Raw genomic sequence first — 25,101 nt, forward strand, 5'->3', positions numbered from 1 at the left:
ACTAGGGCGTGTCTGCTAATGCTTGGCTCGGTAGGTCAGGATGGTCATCCCGAGTAGCACGCCGCCGAGGTAGGTCACGGCGTACTTGTCGTATCTGGTGGCCAGTGCTCGCCACTGTTTGAGCCGGTTGAAGGCTCTCTCGATGGTGTTGCGCAGGCCGTAGAGTTCGGCGTCGAATCCTGGGGGCCGTCCGCCCTTGGTGCCCTTGGTCTTGCGGCGGGTGATCTGGTCGGAGCGCTCGGGGATGATGTGCTTGATCCGTTTGCCTCGCAGAAACTCCCGGGTGCTGGGGTGGGAGTAGGCCTTGTCGGCCAGCAGATGCCCATTCATCTGCCCGCCAGCCTGGCCCAGGGCCTCAATCAGCGGGGCCAGCATCGGGTTGTCTCCGGCCTGTCCGGCGCTGAGCATGGCCAGCACCGGGGTGCAGCTGGCATCGGCCAGGGCGTGGATCTTGGTGGTCAGCCCACCGCGGGAGCGTCCCAGGGCGTGATCAGGCGGCTCCCCGGGCACGAGGCGAGAATTCTTGTGGTTCGAATCTGCCCCCTGTGTGTGATCCACCCTCCTCGGCAACCGAGTCCCGGCGGGCGCCAGCGGCGTGCTGATGGGCCCGCACACTGGTGGCATCGATGGACAAGACTTGGGCGACCTGCTCGGCATCCAGCCCGGTGTGGGCACCGACGGCGGCCAGCATCCGCTCATAGGTGCCATCGACCGACCAGAGCCGGTGGCGTTGCCACACCGACTGGAACGGCCCGAAGCATGCCGGCAGATCCCGCCACGGCGAACCGGCACGAAACCGCCAGATGATCCCTTCCAACATCAGGCGGTGATCGTTCCACGGCCGGCCCCTGCGGCCGGCATCCTGGGGCATCACCGTGGCCAGGATCTCCCACAATTCATCACTGATCTCACCATCACGAACCATGACTCCCACCATGGTTCACTCACACCGCGAATCTTTGGCAGACACGCCCTAGACGCACCCGGGTTGAGCAAGCCCGCAGTTGCGGCGGATCTCAGGGTGCGGAACCGGGCGACGCCGCACCGGCGTAGGTGGAGCAGGACGGGCAGCGGGTCACCAGGTCATGCCGGCAGGCAAGGACATGGGCAAGGAAACGTTCCGCACCGGCCAGGCGAGACCGTTGGGCCTGGATCGCGCGCACCTGCTGCGCGATCACGGCGTTCCGGCCAGGCTCGTCACGGTGCAGGACCAGGCGGATGTCCGCCAGGGACATACCCACGCCTTGACAGGCTTGCAGGATGCGGAGCCGGTGCAGATGCTCCTCGCTGTAGTCGCGGTGGCCGGTACCGGTGCGGTCCGGTACCACCACGCCGGCGTCCTCCCAGTGCCGGAGCACATGTGTGGCCACACCGAGGCGTCGCGCGGCCTGCCCGATCCTCATAGACACCAGTATGACAGTTGACTTCAGGTCAACCTGAGCTTCTAGCGTTCCTGTCTATGGACTCGACCCGCGACGCACTCCCGCATCCACACCCCCTCGTGATAGGTGGCGAGACGGTGATGACGTACACGATGGGGGCCGACCGCGACGACGCGCGCGGGGACGTCGTCTTCTGTCACGGGACGCCGTGGTCGGCACAGGTATGGGCGAGCACCGCCCACCACCTGAGCGCGGGGTACCGGGTCTTCCTGTGGGACATGCCCGGCTACGGAGCCTCGCCGAAGGTCGGTGACGTCCCTGTCGACCTGCCCGAACAGACATCCCGGTTCGCGCAGTTGCTGGATGCCTGGCGCGTGGAGCGGCCATATGTCGTCGCGCATGACATCGGGGGCGCGGTCGCCCTGGGCGCGCATCTGCTGCACCAACGGGAGTTCAGCGGCTTGTACCTGTGGGACGTCGTCGTGCTCGACCCGTGGGGGTCGCCGTTCTTCGAACTGGTCGCGGGGCATCCGGACGTCTTCGCTGCGCTGCCGGCGGACCTGCATTCGGCGTTGTTGAAGGCGTACATCACCGGAGCCACTCACCACCTGGACTCCACCTGGCTGGCCACGCTGAGCGATCCGTGGCTCGGTACCGAGGGGCAGCGAGCCTTCTATCGACAGATCGCCGCGCTACGCACCGAGCACACCTTCCCGATCGTCGAACGTCTGGACCGGGTGCGCTGCCCCGTGGCGATCGGCTGGGGGCAGCAGGATCCGTGGATCGCCGTCGAGCACGCCACCCGATTGCAGGAGTTGCTACCGGGCACCCCGCCCCTTGCCCTGGTGGACGGGGTCGGTCACCTCACCCCGGTGGAGGCGCCGGCGACGGTCAACTCGGCCCTAGCCGCCTGGCTCGCCACGGTTCCTCACTCCGACTCGGGTACTGCGCAGACTCCGTCGACGCAAACCCCGGCCTCGGGATCCCCGACATTGATCAGTCCGGAACGTGGGGCCGTGAGGTCTACGGCGGGCCGGGCAGCGGTGCCCGCGGTTGGCGAGGGGGCCTGATCGTCGCGGCGGGTTCCGGTCATGCCGGAGTTCCGGCACGCTCGGAGCGCACCTGCTCCAGCGCCTGGGTGAAGACCTCGGGCTTCTGGGCTCCCGAGATGCCGTAGCGCCCGTCGACGACGAAGAAGGGCACGCCTTGAATGCCGTAGGCGCGGGCCTGGGCGATGTCGGCGTCCACGGCCCCGGTATAGGTGCCCGCCTCCAGGGCCGCGAGCATCTCCTCACGGTCCAGTCCGACGTCGGCGCCGAGGTCCGCCAGTTCGTCGGCACGGCCCACGTGCCGGCCCTGCTCGAAGTAGGCGGCGAACAACCGCTCGACCAGATCCAGTTGCCTGCCGTGGGCCTTGGCGTAGTGCAACGCCTGGTGGGCCAGCAGCGTCTTGGTGTGCTGGACCGAGTCGAAGTCGTAGTCCAGGCCGACGTCGGCCGCGACGGCGGTGACCTGCCGGAGCATCTGCTCGACCTGGGTGACGTCCATACCCTTGTGCGAGGCGAGGAAGTCGGCCTCGCTGCCCTCGAAGTCCACCGGGGTATCGGGGGCGAGTTCGAAGGAGTGGTAAGTGATCTCGACGTCGTCGGCGCCGTCGAAGGCGGCCAGTCCTGCCTCGAACTTGCGCTTGCCGATGAAGCACCACGGGCAGGCGATGTCGGACCAGATGTTCACAGCGATCGGAGTACTCACACGTGAGGTAACCGCCTGCCGTCAGGTTCCATTCCCCCGGGTCGGCATGCCTCAGCCCGTCACGGCACGCAGGCGCGGGGCCAGGTCACGTTCGAACAACTCCAGGAATCGGCGTTGGTCGTGCCCCGGTGCGTGGAAGACGAGGTGGTTGAAGCCCATTCGGTGGTACTCCAGCACCTTGCTCGCCGCCTCGTCGGGGTCGGAGGCCACGATCCAGCGCTCGGCGATCTGCTCGATCGGCAGGGCGTCGGCTGCCCGCTCCATCTCGATCGGATCGTTGATTGAGTGCTTCTGTTCCGCACTCAGCGACAACGGTGACCAGAACCGGCAGTTCTCCAGCGCGGCGTCGTGATCGGTGTCGTAGGAGACCTTGATCTCGATCATCCGGTCGATACCCTCCGCGTCACGCTCCGCCTTGGCTGCCCCTTCGTCGACCGCCGGCAGCAGCTTCTCGGTGTACAGCTCTGCACCCTTACCGGAGGTGCAGATGAACCCGTCACCGGCCCGCCCCCCGTACCGGGCCACCATCGGCCCGCCCGCGGCGATGTAGACCGGCACGCCGCCCTCGGGGACGTCGTAGATGCTGGCGTCGTGGGTGGAGTAGTAGTCCCCGTTGAAACTCACTCGCTCACCGGTCCACAACTCGCGCATCAACCGGACCGCCTCGCGCAGCCGGGCAAAACGTTCCTTGAACTCGGGCCAGTGCTGGTCCCCGGGACCGTCCCACCCGGTGGCGATCTCGTTCAGCGCCTCGCCGGTACCCACTCCCAGGATCACCCGGCCCGGGTAGAGGCACCCCACCGTGGCGAATGACTGGGCGATCACGGCAGGGTTATACCGGAACGTCGGGGTCATCACCGAGGTGCCGATCTGCACCGAGGAGGTCCGCTCCCCCACCGCGGCCATCCAGGCCAGCGAGGCCGGCGCGTGTCCACCCTCATGGCGCCAGGGCTGGAAGTGATCGGAGACGAACACCGACTCCATGCCGTGTCCCTCGGCGGCGACGGCGATCTCCACCAACTCGCGCGGATCGAATTGTTCGGCAGAAGCCTTGTAACCGAGTTTCAGGGGCAGCATCACGGGGTCCTTCGGGTCGGGAGTGTGCGGGTGCGGGTATCGCGTCGGTCAGGGCCGCGCGCCGGCGATGTCCTCGTGGTGGCGGATCACCTCGGCCACGATGAAATTGAGGAACTTCTCGGCGAACACCGGGTCCAGCCCGGCATCCTCGGCGAGCGCGCGCAAGCGGGCGATCTGGCGTTCCTCCCGCGCCGGATCCGAGGGCGGCAGTCCCAGCTCGGCCTTGAGTCGGCCCACGCTCTGGGTGCACTTGAACCGTTCGGCGAGCAGGTGCACCAGTGCGGCGTCGATGTTGTCGATGCTGCCCCGCAGGCTGAGGAGTTCGGAAGGAATGCCGGCTCCGCCGTCAGGTGAGGAACTCATCGTCTCATCGTATGCGCACCGGCCCCCTCGGTCGCACCGGCGGACGTGGCAGAGTCAGGTGTCATGACGGCGATGACGATCCACACCCACCGCACCGCGACCATCAATCCGGCCGAGCGCGGCCGGGAGTACGGAAGCACATGGTCGAGGCAGATCCGCGCTGCGGTGGGCGAGTACCGCCAGCACTTCAGGACCGTCGGTATCGATGCCGACACGGTCCGCCGGGTCAGTGAGTCGGCGGGCGAGGGTATCCGGGCCGGGATGCCGGATCTGTCGGAGGAGATCGAGCAGATCGCCGCCGGCGCCGACCTGCCGCCCTGGCAGGTCATGATGCTCAATGCGCGCACCGAGATCCTGGCCCTGGCCCCACCTGCGCAGGAGTGCTCGGCCACCGTGTTCTGGCCCAGCGGCGGTATCCCGCACACCATGCAGACATGGGACTGGCGGCCGGGTCTGGCGACGGAGTCGTTGGTGTCGGCCTTTCCGACCGCCGAGGCGAGTTCCCAGGTGGTGACCTTCGCCGAGTTCGGGCAGGTCGGCAAGATCGGAGTGAACAGTCACGGCCTGGGACTACATTTCAACATCCTGCGCCACCGCAGCGACGGGTCCCGGATCGGGACCCCGGTGCACGTGGCGGCACGGCACATCCTGGAGGTCGCGACCACCGTCTCCGAGGCCGTCGAGGTAGCCCGCTCGTTGACCTTCGGCGCCTCCAGCGTGTTCACCCTTGCGTCCCGCAGCGGGCACCTGCGAGCGGCCTGTGTGGAGGTGACACCGGTGGGAGTCGGGGTCGTCGAGGGCGGCGAAGGGGCGGCGTTGAACCACACCAACCACTTCCTGGACCCCGAACTGGCGTCCGGAGCGCAGCCCGCTGCATCCGGGAGCACCTCCGGGCGCCGGCTGGAGTACCTGGACGGGCAGTCGCAAGCACTCTCGATCGCCGATCCGTTACAGCGGATCGCGGCACTGCGCCGCGCGCCGGAGGTGGCCATCTGTGTGCGCCGCAGCCCGGGGGTGCCCGCACATGAGGACAGCGTCACCAAGGCGACGATCGCCCTGGATCTGGTCACCCCAGCCCTGGGTATCCACAGCGGGGGCCCCCGAGACGTTCAGCCCGACACCTGGCGGACCATCACCGTGTGAGGCCACTGTGGGCCCCGGCGCCATCCCGCGAGCCGCTGGTCGCCCCGGCGTCCCGGCTCATCGTGTAGGTCGACTGGCCAGGTGTGGAGTCATCGTCCCAACGCAGCAGGGCTGCGACGTCGTCAGGCACGTCCAGGGCGGCCTCATCCACCAGGGTGATCCCGGCATCGGTGGCCGCGACCAGTCGGCCCAGGGCCACCGAGGCGGTGACCTGTTGGGGCTGGTCCGCGCCGAGTCCGCGAACCTCCTCCTCGTTCATCCCGGCCTGGACCGCCTCGGGCCCGATCCACGCCGTGGTGGTGCGCAGCGCCGAATCAGTGTGCAGCACCGTCTCGGCCAGCAGGACCTCCTCGACCTGGCCTCGGCGCAGCGCATCGAGCACGTCGTCCACACCGGCCACGGCGGCACCGTCCCGGCCTGCCTGTTCCTTGAAGCGCTCCAGGACCTGCTCCCTGCGCCGCATCCGGTACTGGTGGAAGACTCCGGCGATCTCCTCGGTGAATGCGCCCTCGTGCACCCCGTCTGCTCTGGAACCGGATTCGAGCACGTGCGTGATTCCGGCGACCTGTTCGGTGGCGGCCTCACGCAGGAGCGCCACCATCCGGAGTTCACCGGTCAGCAGCACCAGTTCGGGCTGTTTGCTGCGCACGTAGCGCTCGATCTCCTCCGCGATCTGCGTGGCATTGCGCTCGAAGGAGTCCTCCGCGCGGGAGTGGATGCGGCGATGTGCCAGGCCGCCTTCGCGGTTCTTGGTCAGCTCGTCCTGGTCCCCGGTAACGGTGCGCTCGGCGGAGCGGTCCGCGGCCGTGGAGGTGTCCAGGGTGCTCAGGTCGGCGCCGGAGCGGTCCACCTCCACCAGGACCGCCCGCACGGTGTCATCGGCCTGCCACGCCAGCGAGAGCACATCCACACCGCGGCCCAGTACCGCTGAGTCCGTTGCGGGCGGCTCGGAGAGCAGGCGGTCGATCTGCACGCCCTCGGTGGTGGCGACCAGGATGCGCCCATGGGTCCCGGAGGCGCCGGTGTTCTCCCGGACTCGCTCGGCCAGGACCTCCAGCAACTCCGCACTCGCACCCTGCTCGGACAACTGCGAGGACAGCGAGCGCCAGCGGGCGTCCATCTCCTCCTGCGCCTTCGGTCCGGTGCGGGTGGCGTCGAACACCACGGTCACCACGGCGGTATCGGTGGGCAGGTCCGGAAGTTGCAGTCGCATCGGTAACCTCCTGCGTCTCGGGATAGGTCCGGTGCCAGTCAAACAACGCCTGCGCCGGCTCGCGACTCGAGAGGCCGCCGGTCTTCGATCAGCGCACGTGGTCGCGCCAGTCCGGCGGTACGGCACCGCGCGGACCGGGGGCGGGCTGCTCCGGTGGGCGATGCTGCGGCGGGGCCAGGTCCGGCCCGGTGATCCGCTGCTCGGTGCGATAGTCCCAGTACCAGGATTGGTGCGGCTCGAAGGACCGGATATAGCGATGCCCGGTCGACTCATAATGGGCGGTGGCGTGCCGGCTGGGTGAACTGTCGCAACAACCGATATGGCCGCACTGGGCGCACCGGCGCAGGTGCATCCACCACCCGCCGTCGGCGAGACACTCCGCGCAGGCGGTTCCGCTCGGGGGAACCGTCACATCGATCCCGGACTGGTCCACGGGGACACCTCCACTCCCCCAACCGCCCTGCCGAGCGGGACCGAGCCGCGAGTAGGGTTACGGTCAGGCGCTCTTCTCGCGCGGTTCTTCCTTGGTGTCCCGGTCCCGCGGGACAAGGGTCGGGTTGACGTTCTCCAGCACCACCTCACGGGTGATCACCACCCGGGCGATGTCCTCCCGGGAGGGGATGTCGAACATCACCGGCTGGAGCACTTCCTCCATGATCGAGCGCAGCGCCCGGGCGCCGGTGCCACGCAACTCGGCCTGTTCGGCCACCGCCTCGATGGCGTCGTCGGTGAACTCCAGTTCCACGCCGTCGAGTTCGAAGATTCGCTTGTACTGCTTCACGAGGGCGTTGCGCGGTTCGGTGATGATCTGCTTCAGCGCCGCCACGTCGAGCGGGCTCACGGTGGCCACCACCGGCAGGCGCCCGATGAACTCCGGGATCAGCCCGTACTTGAGCAGGTCCTCGGGCATGACGTCCTCGATCATCCCCATGGTGTCGGCGCTCTTGAGCGGGGAGCCGAAACCGATCCCGCGCTTACCCGCCCGGGAGGAGATGATGTCGTCCAGTCCGGCGAAGGCCCCGGCCACGATGAACAGCACGTTGGTGGTGTCGATGGTCAGGAACTCCTGGTGCGGGTGCTTGCGACCACCCTGCGGCGGCACCGAAGCCTGGGTGCCCTCCAGGATCTTCAGCAGTGCCTGTTGCACGCCCTCTCCGGAGACGTCGCGGGTGATGGAGGGGTTCTCGGACTTGCGGGCGATCTTGTCGATCTCGTCGATGTAGATGATCCCGGTCTCGGCCTTCTTCACATCGAAGTCGGCGGCCTGGATCAGTTTGAGAAGGATGTTCTCCACGTCCTCGCCCACGTACCCGGCCTCAGTGAGGGCGGTGGCGTCGGCGATCGCGAACGGCACGTTCAGCATCTTCGCGAGCGTGCGGGCCAGTTCGGTCTTACCGCACCCGGTGGGACCGACCATGAGGATGTTGGACTTGCTCAACTCCACACCGTCGTCGTCGGCGCCGCCGGGGGCCTCACCGGATTGGACGCGCTTGTAGTGGTTGTACACCGCCACCGCCAGTGCCTTCTTGGCACTGTCCTGGCCCACGATGTACTCCTCCAGGAAGGTGTAGATCTCCTTGGGCTTGGGCAGGTCCACCAGGCCGAGTTCCCCGGCTTCGGCCAGTTCCTCCTCGATGATCTCGTTGCACAACTCGATGCACTCATCGCAGATGTAGACACCGGGGCCGGCGATCAGTTTGACCACCTGCTTCTGGCTCTTCCCGCAGAAGGAGCACTTGAGCAGGTCAGCGCCCTCTCCGACTCGTGCCATGGGTGCCGCCTTCCTGACGTGGAGTTTGGGTCCGCACCAGCGGGTGCTGCGGATCGTGCGCTCGATCAATTCTAAGCCGCCCCTCCCACATCGCGCTGTGTTCACGAGGTGGGAAGCGCCTCTTGCACTCTACGGCGCGGTCGGGATGGGCGGGCGCAGGCTCAGCGCGTGTCTGGTGCGTCCATGTCCCCGCCGGCGCTGCGGGCCGGCGCCCGGCACGGCAGCGGACGACGACGCGGGGCGCCGATGCGGAGCGCCCCGCCGGCGGTAGTCGCGGGCGGGGCGCTCGGCGGTCGGACGGGACCGGAGGGAGGCGGTGGGAACAGACCCGGTCAGGCGTCGTCTCCGGGGCCCAGTTCCGGCAACGGGGCCTTGCGGCTCTCCAGGACCTGGTCGACCAGACCGTAATCCAGCGCCTCGGCGGCAGAGAGGATCTTGTCCCGCTCGATGTCCTGGGTGATCTGTTCCTGGGGCGTGCTGGAGTGCTTGGCCAGGGTGGCCTCGAGCCACTCGCGCATACGCAGCATCTCGTTCGCGTGGATCTCGATGTCGGAAGCCTGGGCGTAGCCGCCCTCCATCGCAGGCTGGTGGATGAGCACGCGAGCGTTCGGCAACGCCAGCCGCTTGCCCGGCGTCCCGGCCGCCAGCAGCACCGCGGCGGCGGAGGCGGCCTGGCCCAGCACCACCGTCTGCACCTGCGGCTTGATGTACTGCATGGTGTCGTAGATCGCCGTCATCGCGGTGAAGGAACCACCGGGTGAGTTGATGTAGATGATGATGTCGCTGTCCGGGTCCTGGGCCTCCAGGACCAGCAACTGGGCCATCACGTCGTCGGCCGAGGCGTCATCGACCTGCACCCCGAGGAAGATGATTCGATCCTCGAACAGTTTGGTGTAGGGGTCCTGGCGCTTGAAGCCGTAGGCGGTGCGCTCCTCGAACTGGGGCAGCACATAGCGGGAAGAGGGGCTGGCGGCCCGGCCACCGAAGCCCTGGATGTGGGGGATGTTCACGTGTGCATCTCCTGGTCTTGGGTGGACTGATCAGTTGCCGACGGACTTGGCGGAGGAGACCACCTCGTCGATGAAGCCGTACTCCAGGGCCTCCTCGGCGGTGAACCAGCGGTCCCGGTCGGAGTCGCGGTTGATCTGCTCAACGCTCTTGCCGGTCTGCTCGGCGATCAACTCCGCCATGACCTTCTTCATGTGCAGGATCAATTCGGCGTGGATCTTGATGTCGGTGGCCGTGCCACCGATCCCACCGGAGGGCTGGTGCATCATCACCCGTGCGTGCGGGGTGGCGAACCGCTTCCCCGGAGTTCCCGAGGACAGCAGGAACTGACCCATCGAGGCTGCCATACCCATGGCCACGGTGGCCACGTCGGGCTTGATGAACTGCATGGTGTCGTAGATGGCCATGCCGGCGGTGATCGAACCGCCGGGTGAATTGATGTACAGCCAGATGTCCTTGTCCGGGTCCTCTGCGGCGAGCAGCATCATCTGCGCAGAGATCTGGTTGGCGTTGTCATCACGCACGTCCGAACCGAGCCAGATGATGCGCTCGGACATGAGACGGCTGTAGATGTGGTCACCAAGGGCGAAGTTCTTGGAATCGGCCGAGGCAGCCTTAGGCATCTCGCTCACGTACCTTCTCCTGATCGTCGACGGGCTGGAAAACTCCTGCTGTTGACACTAACGCCGCCGCCGGCAAAGCCATGCCGGCGGCGGGTCGGTTTCGCTGTCGGCGCAGCAGCCGACGAGCGGATCAGTCCTTGCTCGGTTCGGCTTCCTCGGTCTGGTCCCCGGCGTCGGTGCCCTCGACCGCCTCGGCGGCCGCGTCGTCGTCGCCCTCGTCCAGGTCCACGTCCACCAACTCGGTGGCCGGGCCTGCGGCGGCCTGGACAGCCGCGGCTTGCGCCTCGGCCTCCATCTGGGCGTCCTCCTCATCGGAACCGATGTAGTCGGTCAGGTCCACCTCGGCCCCGGTGGAGTCCACCACCTTGACCTGCCGCAGCGCGGTGGCGACCGACTTGTTCCGGGTGACCTCGGCGATGAAGGAAGGCATCTGCCCGTTCTCGGAGGCGTTCTTGATGAGTTCGTTGGGGTCCATCTGGTACTGACGGGCGGTGTTCAGCATGAACTCCAGCACCTCGTTCTGACCGATCTTGACGTCGACCTGCTCAGCCAGGACATCCAGCAGCAACTGCCGGCGCAGCCCCTCGGTGGTCTCCACCCGCACTTCCTCGCCGTGCTCGGTGTCGTCCTCGCGACCCTCGGCGGCCAGGTGTCGGGTGACCTCGTCCTCCACCACACCGGTGGGGATCGGGAAGTCGGCGGCCTCCTGCAGGTGCTCGATCAGTTTGTCGCGGGCCTGGATCGCCTGCTCGTTGCGCTTGGCGTCGGCGGCCTGGGTGCGCAGCGACTCCTTGAGCTCCTCGACGGTGTCGTGCTCGGAAGCCATCTGGGCGAAGTCGTCATCGACCTCGGGCAGCTCCTGCTCCTTGATCACGCTGGCGGTCACGGTGACCTCGGCGTCCTCACCGGCATGGTCCCCGCCCACCAGCGCGGAGGAGAACGTGGTGGTCTCCCCGGCGGAGAGCCCGGTCAGCGCCTCGTCGAGTCCCTCGAGCATGTTGCCGGCGCCGATCTGGTAGGAGACACCGGAGACCGAGTCGATCTCCTCCTCCTCGATGGTGGCGGTCAGGTCCAGCGTGACGAAGTCCCCGTCCGCAGCCGGCCGCTCCACACCGACCAGAGTGGCGTACCGCTCGCGCAGGGTCGTCAGTTCGGTCTCCACGTCCTCATCGGTGACCTCCACGTCGTCGACGGTGAGGGTGATCTCGGACAGGTCCGGCAGGGTGATCTCCGGGCGCACATCCACCTCGGCGGTGAAGACCAGGTCCTCGGACTCAGCGACCCCCGGCAGTCCGGTGACCTCGACGGAGGGCTGGCCGATCGGCTTGATCCCGGCCTCCACCACCGCGTCGCGGTAGAGCCCCGGCAGCGCCTCGTTCACCGCCTGCTCCATCACCACAGCCTTACCGACGCGCTGGTCGATGATGCGCGGGGGCACCTTGCCCTTGCGGAAGCCGGGGATGCTGACCTGCTGGGCGACCTCCTTGTACGCCCGGTCCAGGCTGGGTTGCAGGTCGGTGAGCGGGACCTCCACGGTCAGCTTCACGCGGGTCTGGTCGAGGTTCTCGACTGCGCTCTTCACTTTGATTGGCTCCATGTCTCACTTGGGGTCTTCAGGGCCGGCGTCGGTGGCCTGCACCCGCCGTGGGCCCGCTCTCGGTCCTGACGCCACCCATGTCAAGACAGCGGACGGCACAGAAACCTGGGCATGGCAGGGCTCACCGACACGCGCAGCGGATCCATCCTACCCGCCCACTACCAGTGCCCGCGTGGCCGGGTAGCACGTCTCACAGCAGGCCCGTGCCCCTTCAACTAGGTGGGGTGACGATTTGGCCCGCACGAGGCGCTGATGCAAGGCTGCCGAGCGTGCCCACCGACGTCCGCCGCGCCCGGGTCGCGGTCACCATCGCCTTCGCCACCAACGGCGCACTCCCGGCGACGCTGCTGGCCCGGTACGCCGAGGTCAAGGGTCTGCTCGCCCTCTCCGATGCCACCTTCGGGCTGCTCGTGGCCGGATACGCCGTCGGCGCCGCGGCGGCATTGAACCTGCCCGGGATCGTGCTGCGCCGGATCGGCACGCGGGCCACCACGACCGCCGGCACCGCCTGGGTCGCCGTCTGCCTGTTCCTGGCCACCCTCGGGGTGAGTGCGGGCAACGTCTGGCTGGTGCTGGCCGGGTTGGCCCTGGCCGGGTGGGCCGATGCCATCGTGGACGTGGCCCAGAACGCCCAGGGCCTGGCCGTGCAGGCCGCTCGGGGCTCCTCGGTGCTGAACTCGATGCACGCCGGGTGGAGCGTGGGGGCGGCAGCCGGCGGCGTGGTCGGCACCCTCGCGGCCACCGCAGCGGTGCCGTTGCCGATTCACCTTGGTGGCTGGGGGCTGGCCTGCGTGGCCGCGATGACGGTGGCCGGCCGGGCGTTCCTCCCGGATCGCAGCACCGCAGTCACTGACGGCACCGGTAGAGGCGAAGGATCAGGTGACGCACCGATGCGGGCCTCGCGGCGTCCGAACTGGTTCTCGCTCCGGCTGCTGTTGCCCCTGGGGCTGCTGGCACTGGCCGGGATGTCGGTGGAGGACGTGGGCAACAACTGGTCCGCCGTGCTCCTGGCCACCGAACGAGGAGTGGCGCTTGGTTCCGCCGGGATCGGGCTGAGCGCGCTGCTCATCGCGCAGTTCATCGGACGGATGCTCGGAGACCGGTTCGTGGACCGGGTCGGGGAGCACACCGCGCTGATGACCAGCCTGATCGGCATGATCGCCGGCCTGCTGCTGCTGGCCTGGGTGCCGTCGGCAACCCTGACGGTCGCCGGGCTGGCACTGGCCGGGTTGAGCAGCGCCATCACCATCCCGTTGGCTTTCGCCCGCGCCGATCAGGTTCCGGGTCTTCGCCCGCATAGCGGGGTGACCTGGATCGCACTGTCCATTCGCGTGACCGCGATCGGTCTGAGCCCGGCGATCGGCGCGATGAGCTCGGCCAGTTCGCTCCCCCTGGCTATCACCGTCGTGACGGCCGCCTCGGTGCTGGCGCTGGTGGCGCAGACATCCCGCAGACCCCGGCCGTAGGGCACTGTTCGCCGGCCAGGGCGCTGCCGGCCCGTGACGCCGTTCCTCACCAGAGGTCCCCACCCACGGCCCGTGGGCGCTCCGGCGAATCGGGTGGGTAGGGTTGAGCGCTGGGCCGGGCCTCGTCCCGGTGCGCCCCGTCCCGCCCGGCCCGTGTCCGGCGATCCGCCCAGGACGTCGGGCATCCACCACGAGCACGGAGTTGTCATGACCTCATCCTCTGCTGCGCCGCGTCCACCGCGGCGCACCCCGATGCAGCGGCGTCAGGCCCGTACGGAGGACGTCACCTCCGTGCTCGGGGCGCTTCGGAACCCGCGGAGGTTGCGCACCGAGGTGCTGGCCGGGCTGGTGGTGGCCCTGGCACTGATTCCGGAGGCGATCAGTTTCTCCATCATCGCCGGGGTGGACCCGCGGGTGGGGCTGTTCGCCTCCTTCACGATGGCGGTCTCGATCGCCTTCGTGGGAGGCCGGCCGGCGATGATCTCGGCGGCCACCGGCGCGGTCGCGCTGGTGATCGCCCCGGTGATGCGCGAGCACGGGATGGACTACCTGATCGCCACGGTGATCCTGGCCGGGATCATCCAGGTGCTCTTCGGTGTGCTCGGGGTGGCCCGGTTGATGCGGTTCATACCGCGCAGCGTGATGGTCGGGTTCGTCAACGCCCTGGCGATCCTGATCTTCCTCGCCCAGGTGCCCTATCTGACCGGGGTCTCCTGGATGGTGTACCTGATGGTCGCCGTCGGCATCGGAGTCCTGGTGTTCCTGCCCAAACTCACCACCGTGGTGCCCGCCCCGTTGGTGGCGATCGTGGTGCTCACGGCGGTGACGCTGGCGTTCTCCCTGCGGGTGCCCGATGTGGCCGACGAGGGGGAACTGCCCGACTCCTTGCCGACGCTGTTCCTGCCCGATGTGCCCATGACGCTGGAGACGTTGCGGATCATCGCCCCGTTCGCCATCGGGATGGCCCTGGTGGGGCTGATGGAGTCGCTGATGACGGCCAAGCTGGTCGATGACATCACCGACACCCACTCCAACAAGACCCGCGAGTCCTGGGGGCAGGGCGTGGCGAACATCATCACCGGCTTCTTCGGTGGCATGGGCGGATGCGCGATGATCGGCCAGACCATGATCAACGTCAAGGAATCCCGCGCCCGCACCCGCATCTCCACCTTCCTGGCCGGGGTCTTCCTGCTCATCCTGGTGGTGGGCTTCGGCGATGTCATCGGGCAGATCCCGATGGCTGCCCTGGTGGCCGTGATGATCATGGTCTCGGTAGGAACCTTCGATTGGCACTCGGTGCGACTGCGCACGCTGCGCCGGATGCCCAAGAGCGAGACCGCGGTCATGGTCACCACCGTGGTGATCACGGTGGCCACCGGGAACCTCGCCTACGGGGTGCTCGCCGGTGTCGTGGTCGCAGCCGTCATGTTCGTCAACCGGGTGGCCCACCTGACCCACGTGGTCGAACTGGACCGCCCGGATGAGAACACCCGCGTGTACGGCGTGGTCGGTGAATTGCTGTGGGCCTCCTCCAACGACCTGATCTACCAGTTCGACTACACCGGTGACCCCGCGAACGTCGTCATCGACCTGTCCAGATCCCACATCTGGGACGCTTCGACCGTCGCGACCCTGGATGCCATCACGCAGAAGTACCGGGACAAGGGCAAGAGTGTGACCATCACCGGCCTGAACGAAGCCAGTGCCGAGCGCCATACCCGCCTGGCGGGATACCTGAACGGGCAGGCTTGAGCTCAGCGGAGACGGCGTTGCAGGTGAACGACGACGTCGTCGCCCAGGCTCTTGCCGAGCCGCTTACGCATCGCGGCACTGAGTGAGAGCATGTGTCCGCCACGACCGGTGACCATCAGTCCGACGTCGGGCATCGGGATCTCGTCCACGCTGGCGTCTACCCGCACGCTCTTCCTGGTCCCGAAGAACCCGGCTGAGCCCGGCATCTCGACGCACGACCAGACTTCTCCTTTGACGTCGACGCCGATCGGAGCGGTGAAGGTGTGGTCGAGGTTCTGCGGGAAGTCGGTCATTGCGCCCTTTCGTGAGGTGATGGGTTCGCGCGGATGGTGAGCCCTGCGACGGTGGTTCAGGCTGTGCTGCCGTCCAGGCGTGCCTGCAGGATCGGCACTCCTGGCCCGTGGAGCTGGTCGAGGTACGGTGCGCGGCCGGCCATGCTCATCACCAAGGCGAGGGTAGAACCGGTGACCAGCGGTCCGGAGCCAGTGGCGAACGGCCCATCGTCCGCCCGCAGGTGCAGACCGGCCGCCCGCGTGTGGCTGGCGACGGCGAAGTCCCGTCGGGCGAAGAAGTCGGCCACGGGCGTCAGCGCCTCGATGCTGGGCCTCCTGGGCAGCCCCAACGGCCAGCGGACGTCCTGGCAGTGCACGACGACCTCACCGAGATAGGCCGCGGTGTGGCCGGACGGTGCCGTGGTGCTACCGATCACAGCACGGAACCGGTCGAGCGTTGCGGCGGGAGTGTCGCCGCGGTACTCGGTGAGCCGCCGCTCGTTGTGGACGTCGGGACGAAAACGTGCGCCACACATGCTCCGTAGCCACTGCCACTGGTTCAGGCTGGCGGCCGCCGTGAGGTGCGCGACGACCTGCTCGACGTCCCACTGCCCGCACAAGGTGTCGTGTCGCCACTGGTCCGCACTGAGGGTCGACAGGTCCTCCGCCAGCGCGGCCCGCTCGGCCCGCATCAGCGCCCACAGGCCGCCGTCGCTTCTCCCCATGGTGTTAGTTTCCCTCCTCGCGACGCCGGAGCCGCCGCCAATGCCCCCATGCTGGCTCCTCCTCGGGTGTGGGTGCCACCTACCGGTGTCACTACGGATAGCATAGTGCACGCTACAGGATCAGTAGTAACATGTGTCAATGGCATCCCGAAGGTCATACGGCTCGTACAACGACGGCTGCGCCGCCGCCCACGCACTCGACCTCATCGGCGAACGGTGGACGATGATCGTCGTTCGGGAACTCCTACTGGGGCCCAAGCGCTTCTCCGACATCCAGCGAGACGTCATCGGTATCGGGCCCACCGTCCTGACCCAGCGCCTGCATCACCTGGAGGCCAGCGGCATCGCGCAACGACGCCGCTGGCCCGGACCAGGGCGCATCGACGTCTACGAACTGACCGAATGGGGCTACCGACTGGAAGCCGTCAACACGGCTCTGTCCCGGTGGGCCGTGACATCGCCCGCACTGCCCCGCGAGGCGGATATGAGCCCCGACACCGTGACCCTCGCGATGCGCGCCCACGCACGGCCGGCCTCCAGGGGCCGAGGTGAGCGATGTGTCGCGTTGGTGCTCACCGACTCCAGGCGGCCGGACGCCCAACCGGTCACCTATACGGCGCGGATGACCGCGCGAGCCACGACCATCGAGCGGTCGCCGGAACCGCAACGGACCGATGCGCAGGCCTCAGCCACCACCCGGGACTGGAGGGCGTGCGTGATCGGGGATGTCCCACTCGAGGAACTGCCGGATGTGCGCGTGTCCGGCGACGAGGGCGCGGTGCGCGACCTCATCGTCGCGACATCGCTCAGCGGCGCTTCGGCCTCACCTCTCGATGCGAAGGGCTGAGACCTGTCCTGCTGGTCGGGATGACAGGATTTGAACCTGCGACCTTCCGCTCCCAAAGCGGACGCGCTACCAACCTGCGCCACATCCCGAGGCAACCACACGGCGCCAATCAGGGATTCTATCCCTGCCAACCCCCTACCCGGCACCACCGAAGGGGGCTGCTCGATCGGCCGCGCGAAGGATGTAGAATTGCTGCCGCACGCGGGTGTAGCTCAATGGTAGAGCCTCTGCCTTCCAAGCAGATGGTGCGAGTTCGATTCTCGTCACCCGCTCCATGAGGTCGGAGCAGGCCGTGCCCACATCGACGTGGGCCGGGCCCCGACGGTCTCCGACGCGGTGCGCGTGGGGCGCGCCGTCTGCGGGCACGCTGCTGCTGCCGCAAGGATGGCGCAGCCCCACGTGCAAGCCCCGGGAGGTAGGGACGACTCAGGGCCGCCACCCGCTGGGGTGACGGCCCTGGAATCCGTGCGGTGGCCGACTCAGTCGTCGGTATCGACCAGGCCACGCTCGACGGCGCGGGCCAGGCGCCGCGGCACCTTGACCTCACGCCCGCCGGCGCGGACGGGTACGAGGTCCGCGGCCTTGGTCTTCCACTGCGAGCGGCGCGAGCGGGTGTTGCTGCGCGAGAGCTTGCGCTTGGGAACTGCCATGAGCCCTACCTCCCCTTCCGTCGAGAGTTGTCTGTGTGATGGTCGCCCCGGCCACGAAGGGCCGACGGCGTGGGTCACCGAGCGGGGACGCCTACTTGCCCTCGGGCTTGGCGTAGCGGCGGCGGAACTTCTCCACCCGGCCCGCGGTGTCCATGATCTTCTGCTTGCCCGTGTAGAACGGGTGCGAAGCGGCGGAGATGTCGACGTCGACCACCGGGTAGGTGTTGCCGTCCTCCCACTCCACGGTGTTCTCCGAGGTGATGGTGGACTTCGTCAGGATCGAGAAGTCGGCGGAGATGTCGCGGAACACCACCTGGTGGTACTCCGGGTGAATGTCCTTCTTCATGTCTGCTTCCTACGTAGTTCGACGGCGCGGGCTCTGGTTGCCAGCGGGCTGGTGGCTCCGGACAAGGCCCAGACAACGAGTCAGGCGCGTGCGCTGGTCCGTTCGGACCGGATTGCACGCCGCAGCAAGGATTGCCAGTCACGCTGCGCCCGGGACATCATACCCACATCCCGACCCCGACAGCGATGCGTCGCCGATGTGGCACCGCGCACACCCGGACCGCCGCCCCCGCATCCTGCCGGCCCGTGCACGCGACGTCCGGTCGGCTCCTCACCCATTCTCCCGGGTGTCCGCGCGGCTGCGCACCCGATAGGCCGCCAACACCGCCACGGCGGTAGCGGCGTCGTCGACCGTCACCACGAACTGGCGCCCGTTGCGGCGGGTGACCTGGATGGCCTCTCCGGTGCGCAGCACCACTCCGAACCGTCCCGGCACGAACCGCAGACCCACTCCCCCGAACTCCCCGGCCGGATTGACATCCACCACACCGACGGAGTCGATGTCCGCCAGCGGCACCCGCAACCGGGGCAATCCCACCAGCGAGGTCACGGTGAGCCCATCCCGGCCCGCGCGGACCCGGAATGCCCCGGTTACGGCGGCGGCCACCATCAGGATCGCCAGCGTGCCGGTGAGGATCCACGGCATCGTCGGGTCGGTGGGGATCAACCAGGCCGCGATGGTGCCCAGCAGCAGCGCGACCAGGCTGACCGCGAGGATGCCCATGCCCGATCCGCCCAAGGTCGTGACGCGTAGCCAGGCCACGTCCTCTCCCTCAGCAAGATCGAGGGGTTCGGAGGAGCGTTCCGGCTTGGTGACCGCAGGCATGTGCGGTTGGGCGAACCAGCCACCGGCCCCGGCGGCCAGTCCCACCAGCGAACTGATCAGCACCGCCGGGGTGATCGTGGCGACCTGTGTCGCATCGTCCAGGCCCCGCTGGACCATCAGCGACCAGGTGCTCAGCACCGTGAGCATCGCCGACAGTCCGGCTGCGGTGGCGCCCAGGAACCGGTAGGTCACGCCCTGATCACCCAGTTTGAGCCCCGGCAGGGCGCTCAGGCCCATGAGCGCGGGCACACCGAAGCCGGTCAGCACGGTCACCGCAATCACGGTCCATAGCGGAGCGAACCCATCGGGCGCGCCGGCGGCGTCCCAATGGATGGCCACCGGGTTCGGTAGTGCGGGGGCAATGGCCACCTGGACGATCACGGCCGCGGCCGTCAGCATCGCCGGGATCAGGATGGTGACGAGGCCGAACCTGCTGACCGTGCCGTTGCTGGTGGGTTCAGCGGTCATCGGAGAGCTCCTTCACGATCGAGGCAAGTGTTTCGGTGGACAAACCCAGGGCCCGGGCCCGTTCGACGAGGTCGAGAACGTCGCGATGGATCTGGGCCAGTTGGCCCGCGGCTTCTGTCAGCACTGCGCCCCTGCCACGGCGCATCGTCACCAGACCCTCATCGCGCAGGTCCTGGTAGGCCTTCAGCACGGTGTGCAGGTTGACATCCAGTGCGGCGGCCACCTCCCTGGCCGAGGGCAGCCGTTCGCCGGGCCGGATCCGGCCTGCGGCCGCGCCGGCCCGTACCGAGGCCGCCACCTGCTCGAACAGGGGCGTCTCGCTCGACTGGTCGACCCGGATCAACATCTGACTGTTATATAAGAACTGTAACAGTTGAAGCAAGGTGGTCAAGGAATAAACCCGTGCCCTCCCTGGCTGTAGCGGGTGGCAGCCGTCGCCCGGGATGAGTTGCGGCTCGCGTTCGCAGGAACTGCGGCTCGCGTTCGTGATTCGAGACGATCCGGGCTGGCGACGACATCGGGCGCCGAGCATGGCAGGCTGGCAGCGGAATCTCGTCCGGGCGCAGAACGGTGCCCGCCGAACAGGAGGAAACCTATGGCTCGCATCTACGACAACGCCACCGACCTGGTCGGTAACACGCCGCTGGTGCGGTTGAACAAACTCACCGAGGGACTTGGGGCCACCGTGCTGGCCAAGCTCGAGTTCTATAACCCCGCCTCCAGCGTGAAGGACCGGATCGGGGTGTCGATCGTCGACGCGGCCGAAGCCTCCGGTGAACTCCCCCCGGGTGGCACCATCGTGGAGGCCACCAGTGGGAACACCGGTATCGCGCTGGCCTTCGTCGGTGCTGCCCGTGGCTACAACGTCGTGCTGACCATGCCCGAGACCATGTCCAACGAGCGCAAGATGCTGCTCAAGGCCTACGGCGCCGAGCTCATCCTCACCCCCGGCTCGGAGGGCATGAAGGGGGCTGTGGCCAAGGCGGAGCAGGTGGCGGCCGAGCGTGAGGGCGCCGTTCTGGCCCGCCAGTTCGCCAACGAAGCCAATCCCGCCATCCACCGCAAGACCACCGCCGAGGAGGTCTGGAACGACACCGACGGCGAGATCGACATTTTCGTCTCCGGGATCGGCACCGGTGGCACGATCACCGGAGTCGGCCAGGTACTCAAGGAGCGCAAGCCGCAGGTGCAGATCATCGCGGTGGAGCCGGCCGAGTCCCCGATCCTCAACGGCGGAGACCCCGGGCCGCACAAGATCCAGGGCCTGGGCGCCAACTTCGTCCCGGAGATCCTGGACACCTCCGTCTACGACGAGGTGATCGACGTCGACGCCCAGACCGCGGTCAAGCAGGCCCGGCGCGCGGCGACCGAGGAAGGTTTGCTGGTCGGCATCTCCTCCGGTGCCGCGATCGACGCCGCGCTGCAGGTGGCCGCGCGTCCGGAGAACGAGGGCAAGACCATCGTGGTGGTGATCCCCTCCTTCGGTGAGCGGTACCTGTCCACCATCCTGTACGCCGACCTCGCCGAATGAGTTACCCCTACATCACCCACACCGCAGCGATGCACCCCGCAGCCTCCGGCACCACCTGGTCCGGGGTGCGCGCGCGGGTGCGCGAGGACCTCGAGACGGCCAAGCAGCGCGACCCGGCCGCCCGGACTTCTGTCGAAGTTGCGCTGACCTACCCGGGCGTGCACGCCCTGTGGATCTACAGGCTGGCCCACCATCTGTGGAACCTGGGTGGCCCGGCCAAGTTGCCCGCGCGGCTCATCTCCCACTTCGCCCGGATATTCACCGGGGTGGAGATCCACCCCGGTGCGGCGATCGGACGGCGCTTCTTCATCGACCACGGGATGGGTGTCGTGGTCGGGGAGACCGCGGTGGTCGGTGATGACGTCCTCATGTTTCACACCTCCACCCTGGGTGGGCGCTCGATGTCCAAGGGCAAGCGTCACCCCACCGTCGGCGACCGGGTGATGATCGGTGCCGGAGCGAAGGTCCTCGGCCCGATCACCCTCGGTGATGACGTCCAGGTCGGCGCCAACGCGGTCGTGGTGCGGGACGTACCGGCGAACTCGGTGGTGGTGGGGGTCCCCGGGCAGGTGCGCAACCGGCCGACGACGTCGGCGTTCGGGGACCTGGAGGACCCGGCCCTGTACATCTGAGTCAGAGCCCGGGCTGCCAGCCCGCCCCCCGTAGATCCACCCGGAGGGGATCCGCGCTGCGAAGCGCGGTCCCTTCGTTGCGGTAGTGCACCGCGGCCCGCTCGCGCAAGTGCTCCGGTACCAACCCAGTGGCCGGAACCACCCGCCACCAGGGCACCTGGTGGCCATGGATGGACATGATCCGGCCCACAGTTCGCGCCGAGCCGCGTCCGGTCAGGACCCGGGCGGCGTCGGCGATCGCGCCGTAACTGCTGGCCCGGCCCGGGGGGATCTGGGCCACCAGGTCCAACACCAGGTCGGCGTACTCCTCCCCCGCGCTGGGCGGGTCTTCCGCGGCGTCCATCCCGGCCTACCCTAGAGGGGATGAGTCACAGCACCGCCTGCGTCCACTGCGGCGACACCGATGATCACGTCCATCTGGACAGTGCCGAGCACGCTCGGTCCCGGCGTCGTGCGCTGCTGTACGCCGTCGCCGCACGCGCGGTGATGGTGGTCGCGGCGATACTGACGATCCTGTTGGCCCTGCCGACCCCCGCGGCGGCGGCCGGTCTCGCTGCCGGCATCGCCCTGTGGGCGCTGAGTACCGCGGCAGGGGTGCTCACCTCGGCGCTTCTGGCAAGCCGGCTGGGGCGGACCCGGGCGCTGATGCTCGGGGCACTCCTCGCGGCGGCGCTGACGCCCGCGTTGGCCGCGATCGCCGCGCGGATGGATCCGATGGTTTGGACGTTTGCCGCCGCGATCGCGGTGGGCTACCTGACCGGTGCCTTCGCCGCCGAGGCCGTACGCCTGTGGCGGCTGCGGGCGCTGCTGGCCCAGGACACCCGGGAGGGTGAGGTGGCGCGCGATTCCGCGACGATCACCCGTCACCAGGACCGGGACCTGGCCGACCTGGCCGCGACCGCAGCATTGGCGGTGCTGGTGGGCGGCTACGTATGGGCGACCGGGGTGCTCCCACTGCTGGTGCTCGTGCTGGTGCCCCTGCACGTGGCGATCGTGGCGCTATTGCGGCGCACCGCAGTTCGCCAACCCCACCATCGCCGGGTGGAACTGCGTCAGCGCGACGACTCGTAGTCGCCGACCAGGTCGATGCGGCGCTGGTGGCGCTCGGCGCCGCTGAACGGCTCGGCCAGGAACGCCTCAACGATCTCGATCGCCTCGGCCTCGGTGTGCTGGCGGGCACCGATGCCGGCGACGTTGGCGTCGTTGTGGGCGCGGGCGAGGGTGGCCGTTTCCACGCCCCAGACCAGGGCCGCCCGCGCGCCGTCGACCTTGTTCGCCGCGATCTGTTCGCCATTGCCGCTGCCGCCGATCACCAATCCCAGCGAGCCCGGCTCCGCGACCGTGGCCTCGGCGGCAGCGAAGCAGTACGCCGGGTAGTCGTCCTCGGCGTCATAGGAATGGGCACCGTGGTCGACGACGTCGTGGCCGGCGGTGCGCAGGTGCTGCAGGAGGACGGTCTTCAGTTCGTAGCCGGCGTGATCCGCCGCGATGTGGATGCGCATGGCTTCCATTGTGCCGCGTGCTGGGCGCACCCGCGTCCAGCACGCCCGCGACTCACCCGCCGGCTGCTCAACCGGTGGCCAGGCCGGCTGCGCGCCACTCCTCGAAGCCCCCGGCCAGGAACGCCGGACGAGCCAGGTCCACCTCGCCCAGCGCCTGGGCGAGCGCGGCGGCCTCCACGCCGTCCGTGCTGACCAGGATCGCGCCGCCACCCTCGCGGTGGCGCACCAACCAGGTGATGAGCAGGTGCGCCTCGATCTGCACCACCTCGGGTGTGACGCCGCCCGGTGCGCTGCCGGTCAACTGGCCATCACGGGCCCGGTGCCACGCCGGCCGGATGTCCACCAGAACGGCCCTGCCGTGCAACGCGTCCTGGTAGGCGGCTCTGGGCGTGATCGCCTCCGGGGCCGCCTGAGCTCCGCGGGCGGGGCCGGTCCGAGCCGCGAACAGACGGGGTGCGCGCGTGCGGAGCGCCGTGGGTGCGCGCGATCCGGAGGAGGAGGGGGTGCGGGCCCGGGCCGGGTAGGCGCTCTGGTCCAGGGCCAGATCCCAGGGGGTGCCGGTGACGACGGCCATGTGCGGTGTCCTTCTTCGATCAGGGGTGCGGGGCGCGGGGCGGGATGGGCATTCGCATCCCGCCGGTACACCTCGGTGCAGCCCATGACGACGCTCCGGGCACGGCGGCCCGGTCCGTGGCGCAGTCGATCGAAGGCATGCCAGCAGTGGATCACTCTCGTGGTGGAATCGGAACCGCCGGCCCGGCCCTCTCGGATACTGAGATGGCGCCGCGGTCCGGGTCGGGCTGGGCGAGGCCGCTGCCCGCACCGACCCGGAGTCGCCGCCGGGCACTCCCCGGAGCGGACCCGTCAGAAGGTGGTGTAGTTGGCCCGAGCCACGGAGAAGCCGCGACCGCTCATCACCGAGTAGCAGGTCACCCCGCTCTCCTCGCTGGTGCACCAGAAGTCGTTCACGACGGTGGACTCGCCGTAGTCGAGTTCGGCCAGGCCGTCCGGGGCGGAGGTGGCCGGCTCCTCGCTCAGGCACGGCAGCGTCGCCTCGTCCTCGGACACCTGCAGCACCCGGCCGTACGGGCCGTCACAGGGCTGATCCGGAACGCTGTAGGAGTGCGAGCCGATCGTGCAAGTGGCGGAGTCGGCGCCGAGTTCGCACCAGATGTTGCCCGACGGGGTGACGAATGCGGCCTCGCTGACTGCGTCTTCCGGGGGTTGCAGGGCGGGCTCGTCTTCCTCGTCTTCCTCGTCTTCCTCGGGTTCCTCGGCCTCTGGCTCCTCCCGCCCGGGTTCCTCGTCGGCGGTAGCAGCCGGCTCGGTGGCGGCTGGGGTCGGCTCACCCTCCGGTCTGGGGTGGCTGATCAGCAGTGCGATCAGCACGACCACCAGGATCGAGTCCACCACGATCAACGCCATCACGCCGCGGCTCAGACCACGCGCCGCCATAGTCAGCACCTCCTTCACCGGTTGGCGGTCGGCCGGGCACTTCCGGCCACCCGCCGCCGGTACCTCAGTCGAAGATCGGGCCCCGGGTACGAGTGCGCTTGAGTTCGAAGAAGCCCTCGAAGCCGGCGGCCTGCACTACCGCGTCCCAGAGCTTACCGGCTTCCTCACCCTTGGGTGCCGGCGTGACCACCGGGCCGAAGAAGGCAATGCCGTTGAACGCCACGACCGGGGTCCCCACGTCCTGACCCACCAGTCCGATGCCCCGGTCGTGCGACGCCCGCAGGGACTCGTCGTGGGCCCCCGAGTCGGCCAGGTCGATCGCTTCCGCCGGCAGACCCACCTCCGCCACCGACTCGATCAGCACCTGACGCTGGTCGTCCCGGCGGCCCTGCGGGTGGTACCGGGTGCCGATCGCGTCGTAGAGCGGCTTGACGTACTCCTGTCCATGGACTTCCCGGATGCCGTTGATCAGGCGGACCGGGGCCATCGCGGTGGCAAGGGAGGCGCGGTAGGACTCGGAGATGTCGTCCTTGTCCTCGTTCAGCACCGTCAGGGACATCACGTGCCAGTTCACCGTGATGTTACGGACCTTGGCCACCTCGTCCATCCAGCGGGACGTCATCCAAGCCCACGGGCAAGCGGGGTCGAACCAGAAGTCGGCAACGTCGTCGGTCATGAACACGCACTCCTTCGCAGAACGG

General features: G+C 68.5%; 29 protein-coding genes, 2 tRNA genes and 1 pseudogene. 9 read left to right on the plus strand and 23 right to left on the minus strand.

All coding sequences use genetic code 11. The features are described 5' to 3' along the window. Positions 1-15 precede the first annotated feature (15 nt). Both ACPL7H_RS15290 and ACPL7H_RS15295 read right to left on the minus strand, forming a co-directional pair. A pseudogene (locus ACPL7H_RS15290) lies at positions 16-925 on the minus strand (IS5 family transposase). A 91-nt stretch (positions 926-1,016) separates the two neighbouring features. Continuing rightward, on the minus strand, positions 1,017-1,403 hold the full coding sequence (locus tag ACPL7H_RS15295) for a MerR family transcriptional regulator (RefSeq protein WP_424797677.1): 387 nt from the start codon (positions 1,401-1,403) through the stop codon (positions 1,017-1,019). 119 nt (positions 1,404-1,522) lie between these two features. Here ACPL7H_RS15295 and ACPL7H_RS15300 point away from each other — a divergent pair, with 119 nt between their 5' ends. Further along, positions 1,523-2,452, plus strand: a complete 930-nt coding sequence (locus ACPL7H_RS15300; RefSeq protein ID WP_424797678.1) for an alpha/beta fold hydrolase — start codon at positions 1,523-1,525, stop codon at positions 2,450-2,452. 19 nt (positions 2,453-2,471) lie between these two features. Here the strand turns inward: ACPL7H_RS15300 and ACPL7H_RS15305 are convergent, their stop codons facing one another. Genes ACPL7H_RS15305 through ACPL7H_RS15315 form a run of 3 tightly spaced genes read right to left on the minus strand, consistent with a single transcriptional unit; the run spans position 2,472 to position 4,574 of the window. Next, positions 2,472-3,134, minus strand: coding sequence for a DsbA family oxidoreductase (locus tag ACPL7H_RS15305; protein WP_424788463.1), 663 nt, complete (start codon positions 3,132-3,134; stop codon positions 2,472-2,474). 51 nt (positions 3,135-3,185) lie between these two features. Then, positions 3,186-4,211, minus strand: a complete 1,026-nt coding sequence (fgd, locus tag ACPL7H_RS15310) for a glucose-6-phosphate dehydrogenase (coenzyme-F420) (protein WP_424797679.1) — start codon at positions 4,209-4,211, stop codon at positions 3,186-3,188. Positions 4,212-4,259: 48 nt separating this feature from the next. Beyond that, the gene (locus ACPL7H_RS15315; RefSeq protein ID WP_424788465.1) at positions 4,260-4,574 is read right to left on the minus strand and encodes a chorismate mutase; all 315 of its coding nucleotides are present in this window, start codon (positions 4,572-4,574) and stop codon (positions 4,260-4,262) included. 72 nt (positions 4,575-4,646) lie between these two features. Here ACPL7H_RS15315 and ACPL7H_RS15320 point away from each other — a divergent pair, with 72 nt between their 5' ends. Next, the gene (locus ACPL7H_RS15320; protein WP_424797680.1) at positions 4,647-5,717 is read left to right on the plus strand and encodes a C45 family autoproteolytic acyltransferase/hydolase; all 1,071 of its coding nucleotides are present in this window, start codon (positions 4,647-4,649) and stop codon (positions 5,715-5,717) included. On the opposite strand, the gene ACPL7H_RS15325 is transcribed toward ACPL7H_RS15320, so the two are convergent. The 6 genes from ACPL7H_RS15325 to tig all read right to left on the minus strand — a co-directional run bounded on the left by ACPL7H_RS15325 (position 5,707) and on the right by tig (position 11,914). Then, positions 5,707-6,930: a Vms1/Ankzf1 family peptidyl-tRNA hydrolase gene (locus ACPL7H_RS15325; RefSeq protein ID WP_424797681.1), complete on the minus strand. Its 1,224-nt coding sequence runs from the start codon at positions 6,928-6,930 to the stop codon at positions 5,707-5,709. The genes ACPL7H_RS15320 and ACPL7H_RS15325 overlap by 11 nt on opposite strands. An 88-nt stretch (positions 6,931-7,018) precedes the next feature. Then, positions 7,019-7,363 carry a UBP-type zinc finger domain-containing protein gene (locus tag ACPL7H_RS15330; RefSeq protein ID WP_424797682.1) on the minus strand — a complete coding sequence of 115 codons (345 nt, stop codon included), beginning with the start codon at positions 7,361-7,363 and terminating at the stop codon, positions 7,019-7,021. Positions 7,364-7,426: 63 nt separating this feature from the next. Next, positions 7,427-8,701 carry an ATP-dependent Clp protease ATP-binding subunit ClpX gene (gene clpX / locus ACPL7H_RS15335; RefSeq protein WP_424791839.1) on the minus strand — a complete coding sequence of 425 codons (1,275 nt, stop codon included), beginning with the start codon at positions 8,699-8,701 and terminating at the stop codon, positions 7,427-7,429. Between the two features lie 332 nt (positions 8,702-9,033). Beyond that, positions 9,034-9,711, minus strand: a complete 678-nt coding sequence (locus ACPL7H_RS15340) for an ATP-dependent Clp protease proteolytic subunit (RefSeq protein WP_424788469.1) — start codon at positions 9,709-9,711, stop codon at positions 9,034-9,036. A gap of 30 nt (positions 9,712-9,741) precedes the next feature. Then, positions 9,742-10,332: an ATP-dependent Clp protease proteolytic subunit gene (locus ACPL7H_RS15345; RefSeq protein ID WP_424797771.1), complete on the minus strand. Its 591-nt coding sequence runs from the start codon at positions 10,330-10,332 to the stop codon at positions 9,742-9,744. A 130-nt stretch (positions 10,333-10,462) separates the two neighbouring features. Then, entirely contained in the window at positions 10,463-11,914 is a 1,452-nt protein-coding gene (gene tig, locus ACPL7H_RS15350; RefSeq protein WP_424797683.1) for a trigger factor, read from the minus strand. A gap of 284 nt (positions 11,915-12,198) precedes the next feature. Here tig and ACPL7H_RS15355 point away from each other — a divergent pair, with 284 nt between their 5' ends. Beyond that, positions 12,199-13,395 carry an MFS transporter gene (locus tag ACPL7H_RS15355; protein ID WP_424797684.1) on the plus strand — a complete coding sequence of 399 codons (1,197 nt, stop codon included), beginning with the start codon at positions 12,199-12,201 and terminating at the stop codon, positions 13,393-13,395. A 207-nt stretch (positions 13,396-13,602) separates the two neighbouring features. Continuing rightward, a complete protein-coding gene (locus ACPL7H_RS15360; RefSeq protein WP_424797685.1) occupies positions 13,603-15,147 on the plus strand; it encodes a SulP family inorganic anion transporter in 1,545 nt (514 codons plus the stop codon). Between the two features lie 2 nt (positions 15,148-15,149). Here ACPL7H_RS15360 and ACPL7H_RS15365 read toward each other — a convergent pair whose 3' ends face one another. Together ACPL7H_RS15365 and ACPL7H_RS15370 are read right to left on the minus strand one after the other, a co-directional pair. Continuing rightward, positions 15,150-15,440, minus strand: a complete 291-nt coding sequence (locus tag ACPL7H_RS15365) for a DUF1905 domain-containing protein (RefSeq protein ID WP_424797686.1) — start codon at positions 15,438-15,440, stop codon at positions 15,150-15,152. 56 nt (positions 15,441-15,496) lie between these two features. Then, the gene (locus tag ACPL7H_RS15370; protein WP_424797687.1) at positions 15,497-16,144 is read right to left on the minus strand and encodes a maleylpyruvate isomerase family mycothiol-dependent enzyme; all 648 of its coding nucleotides are present in this window, start codon (positions 16,142-16,144) and stop codon (positions 15,497-15,499) included. 139 nt (positions 16,145-16,283) lie between these two features. Here ACPL7H_RS15370 and ACPL7H_RS15375 point away from each other — a divergent pair, with 139 nt between their 5' ends. Next, on the plus strand, positions 16,284-16,991 hold the full coding sequence (locus tag ACPL7H_RS15375; protein WP_424797688.1) for a winged helix-turn-helix transcriptional regulator: 708 nt from the start codon (positions 16,284-16,286) through the stop codon (positions 16,989-16,991). Between the two features lie 12 nt (positions 16,992-17,003). On the opposite strand, the gene ACPL7H_RS15380 is transcribed toward ACPL7H_RS15375, so the two are convergent. Continuing rightward, positions 17,004-17,080, minus strand: a tRNA-Pro gene (locus tag ACPL7H_RS15380). 112 nt (positions 17,081-17,192) lie between these two features. Here ACPL7H_RS15380 and ACPL7H_RS15385 point away from each other — a divergent pair. Continuing rightward, positions 17,193-17,266 (plus strand) — tRNA-Gly (locus ACPL7H_RS15385). Positions 17,267-17,470: 204 nt separating this feature from the next. Here the strand turns inward: ACPL7H_RS15385 and rpmF are convergent. The 4 genes from rpmF to ACPL7H_RS15405 all read right to left on the minus strand — a co-directional run bounded on the left by rpmF (position 17,471) and on the right by ACPL7H_RS15405 (position 19,626). Continuing rightward, complete coding sequence (rpmF, locus tag ACPL7H_RS15390; protein WP_424788477.1) at positions 17,471-17,641, minus strand: 50S ribosomal protein L32; 171 nt, start codon at positions 17,639-17,641, stop codon at positions 17,471-17,473. Between the two features lie 91 nt (positions 17,642-17,732). Continuing rightward, positions 17,733-17,987 (minus strand): type B 50S ribosomal protein L31, encoded by a 255-nt coding sequence (locus tag ACPL7H_RS15395; RefSeq protein WP_424788478.1) that lies wholly within the window; start codon positions 17,985-17,987, stop codon positions 17,733-17,735. 270 nt (positions 17,988-18,257) lie between these two features. Next, a complete protein-coding gene (locus tag ACPL7H_RS15400; protein WP_424797689.1) occupies positions 18,258-19,280 on the minus strand; it encodes a DUF1648 domain-containing protein in 1,023 nt (340 codons plus the stop codon). After that, a complete protein-coding gene (locus ACPL7H_RS15405) occupies positions 19,270-19,626 on the minus strand; it encodes a GntR family transcriptional regulator (RefSeq protein WP_424797772.1) in 357 nt (118 codons plus the stop codon). The genes ACPL7H_RS15400 and ACPL7H_RS15405 overlap by 11 nt, the downstream gene beginning before the upstream one ends. A gap of 249 nt (positions 19,627-19,875) precedes the next feature. Here ACPL7H_RS15405 and cysK point away from each other — a divergent pair, with 249 nt between their 5' ends. After that, positions 19,876-20,811 (plus strand): cysteine synthase A, encoded by a 936-nt coding sequence (cysK, locus tag ACPL7H_RS15410; RefSeq protein ID WP_424788481.1) that lies wholly within the window; start codon positions 19,876-19,878, stop codon positions 20,809-20,811. 29 nt (positions 20,812-20,840) lie between these two features. Beyond that, on the plus strand, positions 20,841-21,443 hold the full coding sequence (gene cysE / locus ACPL7H_RS15415; RefSeq protein WP_424797773.1) for a serine O-acetyltransferase: 603 nt from the start codon (positions 20,841-20,843) through the stop codon (positions 21,441-21,443). Between the two features lies 1 nt (position 21,444). Here the strand turns inward: cysE and ACPL7H_RS15420 are convergent, their stop codons facing one another. Next, positions 21,445-21,786 carry an MGMT family protein gene (locus ACPL7H_RS15420; RefSeq protein WP_424797690.1) on the minus strand — a complete coding sequence of 114 codons (342 nt, stop codon included), beginning with the start codon at positions 21,784-21,786 and terminating at the stop codon, positions 21,445-21,447. A gap of 20 nt (positions 21,787-21,806) precedes the next feature. On the opposite strand from ACPL7H_RS15420, the gene ACPL7H_RS15425 reads away from it, so the two are divergent. Further along, the gene (locus ACPL7H_RS15425) at positions 21,807-22,514 is read left to right on the plus strand and encodes a hypothetical protein (protein WP_424797691.1); all 708 of its coding nucleotides are present in this window, start codon (positions 21,807-21,809) and stop codon (positions 22,512-22,514) included. Here the strand turns inward: ACPL7H_RS15425 and ACPL7H_RS15430 are convergent. The 4 genes from ACPL7H_RS15430 to ACPL7H_RS15445 form a co-directional block, all read right to left on the minus strand. Continuing rightward, positions 22,496-22,945, minus strand: coding sequence for a ribose-5-phosphate isomerase (locus ACPL7H_RS15430; protein WP_424797692.1), 450 nt, complete (start codon positions 22,943-22,945; stop codon positions 22,496-22,498). The genes ACPL7H_RS15425 and ACPL7H_RS15430 overlap by 19 nt on opposite strands. Positions 22,946-23,012: 67 nt before the next feature. After that, a complete protein-coding gene (locus ACPL7H_RS15435) occupies positions 23,013-23,519 on the minus strand; it encodes a rhodanese-like domain-containing protein (RefSeq protein ID WP_424797693.1) in 507 nt (168 codons plus the stop codon). A 290-nt stretch (positions 23,520-23,809) separates the two neighbouring features. Then, positions 23,810-24,400: a hypothetical protein gene (locus ACPL7H_RS15440; RefSeq protein WP_424797694.1), complete on the minus strand. Its 591-nt coding sequence runs from the start codon at positions 24,398-24,400 to the stop codon at positions 23,810-23,812. Positions 24,401-24,464: 64 nt separating this feature from the next. Beyond that, positions 24,465-25,076 (minus strand): DsbA family protein, encoded by a 612-nt coding sequence (locus tag ACPL7H_RS15445; protein ID WP_424797695.1) that lies wholly within the window; start codon positions 25,074-25,076, stop codon positions 24,465-24,467. Positions 25,077-25,101: the final 25 nt, after the last annotated feature.

Origin of the sequence: Pseudactinotalea sp. Z1732, from assembly GCF_049724975.1 — a bacterium.
Lineage (GTDB): Bacteria > Actinomycetota > Actinomycetes > Actinomycetales > Beutenbergiaceae > CALKWS01.